Origin of the sequence: Culturomica sp., assembly GCF_003524185.1 — a bacterium.
Lineage (GTDB): Bacteria > Bacteroidota > Bacteroidia > Bacteroidales > Marinifilaceae > Culturomica > Culturomica massiliensis.
The window spans coordinates 51,061-55,506 of sequence record NZ_DOED01000003.1; the positions used below are offsets into that span (position 1 = coordinate 51,061).

A 4,446-nucleotide genomic window follows, 5' to 3' on the forward strand; every position below is an offset into this window, starting at 1 on the left:
ATTTGTCGATTCAAATCCAGGGGGAAATTAAAACTTCTCATGATAAAGCATATAATCATCATCACTAAGCCCTTTCAATACAACTACCTGTCGGTTTCCACCACTCTGACGATCCACTATACATTGTGTGATCGCAATACGTCGTATGTCGAAAAAATCTTCAAGTAATAAAAGCAACCGTTAAAGCAGGCGTTCCAGGCAAGTCCCGGGGCGAAATGCCAGACGCGGCAGATCCGCACCTTTCAACAATGCGATACCCTGGGGTACGGAATGAAACCGGGTGTATATTTCTTCTAAAAAAGGGATCAGCTCTCCCTCCGGGGGAAGTTTTATTTTCATCGTAAGTAACATATCGGTCACCAACATGCCTCCGTAAAACTCGAGTCCCTGAATTTCCTGAATCACTCCGCCGGTATCCACGACATCGGCAATCCGACCGTTTTCAAGTACGACGTATCCGTTTTTTACCAGGGGATAACCGGGTACAAAAATATAATTGGCAGCTATTTTACGTAAAGACATAGAAATTATTGATTTTTGACTGAATACACAAAAACAACCGTTAAACTATTTCAAACTGTTACTTTACAATTCAGATACAGCATAAATGACGATCAGCTTCACCAACTTAGAATCTAAGATTTACAGTTTTCTTTCTGATTTTGCGACACCATATTCCGACCGGAAATCAAAAACCGGAATTAAAAATCATACTTTTTATTAGCGCTTTACCGGCGACTTCACCGGAACTTTAGATCTTTCGGGCCGCAACAAAATATCGTCCGCCGGTACAATCGCAGCCTCCGCTTTCCCCGGAGACAAAGATTTTTTCAGGCGTTCTATGGTTTTAGGAGATGTATAGGGCCTGTACAAGGTCGTTCCCCAAATTCTCCCCCGCTTATACTTTAGCTTTTCCGGACGGTCGGTATCTGCAATCTTAATGATCAACCGGTTATAAGCCGAATCAACATATTGCGACCATTCGTAATGCCGCCGGACGGTATCCGAGGACATACGTATCTCCCGGACATGCAAGGTATCTTTATTATCCGGGGAGAGGAAGAATGCTACAATTCTGTTCGACCTTTTTTTCTCCAGCGTATCGAATTTTACCGTGGTTGAAAATTTGTAGTTTCCCGGCACAATACTGTCTATTTCTGTCACCCAGACCGGATTCAAAGTATCCAGCAACAAGGTGTCCGGCTGTGGGAAATAATTGATCGAATCTCCGGCTCTCAACTCGGCCAGCCGCCGGTTTTGCTCGGTCAACCGACGATTCAGGCTATCGATAACGATATCGTATATCTCATCAAACAAAGCAGCCTGTGCCGAATAATAACGCATGCAAGAATCAAACTCCGCCCGGTCTATTCCATACTTATCAAATACACTATTGTAATAAGCATAATTCCTTTTTTCATGATTGGTGCTATATCCTTGTGACAAAGAAAGAGCTCCGTCCGCCATATGCATATCGATCAGCAAAGCCGTAAACTTCTCCCGGTCGAGGGCTGCTTTTTTATGGGTACAAGCCACAATACACAGTAATATTATTACGCAGCAACCGATATCTTTCAGTATTGTTCTCATAAGCACATCTTAATTCTTTTGTACAAATCGGAAGAGAAGATAAAATCGTTCAATTCCTTGTTATCCGTATTTACAATTTCCTCCTTTGTCCCTTCCCAGGCTTTCCGCCCTTCATTTATAAAAACAATTTTCTCGCCGATTTCAAAAACCGAATTCATATCGTGGGTATTGACGATTGTCGTCATATCGTATTCATGGGTGATTTCCCGGATCAGGTTATCAATAACGATAGAGGTCAAAGGATCCAGTCCGGAGTTCGGCTCATCACAAAACAGAAAACGGGGTTTCAAAACAATAGCTCTGGCAATAGCAACTCTTTTCTTCATACCCCCGCTGATCTCTGCCGGATAGGCATTATCGGCTCCGCTCAAATTTACCCGGCTAAGACAGGACAATGCCCTTTCGTTCTTTTCCGTCTCCGTCATATCGGTAAACAGATTCAAGGGGAATTTGACATTTTCCAGCACCGTCAGAGAATCGAACAAAGCCCCTCCCTGAAAAACGACCCCGATCTCCTCCCGTATCACTTTTAGCTGACGAATGTTCATACCCGTAATTTCCCGGTCGCCGTAATAAATTTTACCTTTGTCAATTGTATGTAATCCGATCAGGGACTTCAGCAACACCGTTTTACCCGATCCGCTTTTTCCGATAATCAGGTTTACCTTACCCGAATCAAACGCAACATTGATATCGGACAACACCCGCTTTTCCTCAAACGATTTATATATTCCTTCTGCCCTGATCATTACAATAGAATTTGGGTTAATATCAGATTGGCCGTCAGAATAGCAATACTGCTGTCGACAACCGCTTTTGTCCCGGCTTTCCCGACCTCGAGGGCACCTCCCTGTACATTATATCCGTAAAATGCCGGTATCGAAGTAAATATAAATGCAAAGAAAAGAGTCTTGATAATGGAATAAGTCACATAATAAGGATTAAACGAAAAATGTAAGCCATAGAGAAAATCCTCAAAATTTACGACTCCACTTAATATGCCGGAAAATAATCCCCCCAATATTCCGATAAATACACTGAAAATATACAACACCGGATTAATAATAAATGAAGCGATGATCTTAGGTCCTACCAGATAAGAAACAGAATTAACCCCCATAACTTCCAACGCTTCAATTTGCTCGGTGATCTTCATACTCCCGATCTCCGAAGCAATATTACTTCCGATTTTCCCAGCCAGAATAAGACTCACTATCGTAGATGAAAATTCCAGTAAAAGGGTCTCCCGTGTAAGATAACCGATCAGATAGCGCGGCAAAAGCGGATTTGCCATATTGTAAGCCGTCTGTAAAGTAAGCACGGCCCCGATAAAGAAAGAAATAATTACCACGAGCATAATGGAATTCAATCCCAATTTTCCGAATTCGGCAACCAACTCTTTCACGTACACGCTTCTCTTCTCCGGACGGGAAAAGGCTTTCCGGATAAATAAAAGATAAGAGCCAAGCTTGTATAAAAATTTCATCTTACGATAACAACGGTTTTTACCGTTCAAAGTTATATGAAATAATGGTTCCTTTCGGAAATTTAAAAGAAAAATATAAATAAATCACGTATTTATTTAGTACATTCGGACAGTAGAAGTAAAAATAGAAAAATAAAAGAAATAATGAATCCAGAGTCATACTGTGTTATTATGGCAGGCGGTATCGGGAAACGCTTTTGGCCCGTGAGTAATCAGGCTTGTCCCAAACAATTCTCCGATATTCTCGGGGTCGGAAAAAGTTTTATCCGTCAGACCTATGAAAGGGTAAACCGTTTATTCGATCACGAGCATATCTTCATTGTTACAGGTAAGGAATACGAAGCCATTACCCGGAAACAAATACCCGAAATTCCGGTAGGTAATATATTGAAAGAACCACTCCGGCGGAATACGGCCACCTGTATTACCTATGCCGCTTCAAAAATAAAAAGCATCAATCCGGAAGCTACAATGGTGGTCCTTCCTTCCGACCATTTTATCACCAACGACGAAGCTTACCTGAATGATCTCCGCGATGGGATCGAGTTTGCCCGTACTCACGGAGGATTGCTGACCGTTGGGATTACTCCTTCCCGGGCAGAAACCCAATACGGATACATCCAGACCAAACCCCTGATGAAATCTGAAAAAATAAGTGCCGTTAAAACCTTTACCGAAAAACCGGACCTGGAATTAGCGGCTAAATTTTTTGAATCCGGGGATTTTTTATGGAACGCAGGGATTTTTATCTGGCAAGTACAGGATATACTGCGGGAAGTCCGAAAACACATCTATGATTTATACATACTTTTCGAAAATACAACTGCTCTCAACACACCGGAAGAACAAAATTTTATAGACAATATATACGGAAAATGCCCTAACCTGTCTATTGACTTCGGTATCATGGAGAAATCTTCAAAAGTATATGTCTTAAAAGGCAGTTTCGGCTGGTCGGATGTAGGTACATGGCATGCTTTCCACGCCCTGAAAACAAAGGACGAAGACAATAACTCAACCAATTCTACTCATGTGCTGTTCAGAGACTCACACAACTGTATCGTCAACGTACCCAGCCGTAAAAAAGTCATCGTCCACGGAGCCAACAATTTAATCATAGCCGAAAATAAAAATTACCTGATGATCTGTCATATCAAAGATGAAGACCACATCAAGCATTTCGAAAAACAATTGAAATACAAGAAATAAAGAAAGCGTCTGAATTCAGACGCTTTTTTCATTCTGTCTTTACGACATTTTATATTTTAATATTGCCAGAGATCCTGTTCCTGATTAAATATTTCATTTTTAATCCGGTCAGACTCGAGTACGGCATCCATTCCGACGGCATAACTGCTGATCGTACGGTT

Annotated in this window: 6 protein-coding genes; 1 reads left to right on the forward strand and 5 read right to left on the reverse strand. The window is 41.6% G+C overall.

All coding sequences use genetic code 11. The features are described 5' to 3' along the window. Positions 1 to 180: 180 nt before the first annotated feature. From DD657_RS00845 to DD657_RS00860, 4 genes are all read right to left on the reverse strand, one after another. Complete coding sequence (locus DD657_RS00845) at positions 181 to 522, reverse strand: hypothetical protein (protein ID WP_287048039.1); 342 nt, start codon at positions 520 to 522, stop codon at positions 181 to 183. Positions 523 to 720: 198 nt separating this feature from the next. Continuing rightward, the gene (locus tag DD657_RS00850; protein ID WP_068691957.1) at positions 721 to 1,590 is read right to left on the reverse strand and encodes a DUF4296 domain-containing protein; all 870 of its coding nucleotides are present in this window, start codon (positions 1,588 to 1,590) and stop codon (positions 721 to 723) included. Next, positions 1,587 to 2,339 (reverse strand): ABC transporter ATP-binding protein, encoded by a 753-nt coding sequence (locus DD657_RS00855; RefSeq protein ID WP_287048041.1) that lies wholly within the window; start codon positions 2,337 to 2,339, stop codon positions 1,587 to 1,589. Before DD657_RS00855 ends, DD657_RS00850 begins: the two co-directional genes overlap by 4 nt. Next, positions 2,339 to 3,076, reverse strand: a complete 738-nt coding sequence (locus tag DD657_RS00860) for an MlaE family ABC transporter permease (RefSeq protein WP_021988782.1) — start codon at positions 3,074 to 3,076, stop codon at positions 2,339 to 2,341. Before DD657_RS00860 ends, DD657_RS00855 begins: the two co-directional genes overlap by 1 nt. A 171-nt stretch (positions 3,077 to 3,247) precedes the next feature. Here DD657_RS00860 and DD657_RS00865 point away from each other — a divergent pair, with 171 nt between their 5' ends. Continuing rightward, entirely contained in the window at positions 3,248 to 4,285 is a 1,038-nt protein-coding gene (locus tag DD657_RS00865) for a mannose-1-phosphate guanylyltransferase (RefSeq protein ID WP_235837459.1), read from the forward strand. A 56-nt stretch (positions 4,286 to 4,341) separates the two neighbouring features. Here the strand turns inward: DD657_RS00865 and DD657_RS15165 are convergent, their stop codons facing one another. After that, positions 4,342 to 4,437 (reverse strand): hypothetical protein, encoded by a 96-nt coding sequence (locus tag DD657_RS15165; RefSeq protein WP_353745277.1) that lies wholly within the window; start codon positions 4,435 to 4,437, stop codon positions 4,342 to 4,344. Positions 4,438 to 4,446 lie beyond the last annotated feature (9 nt).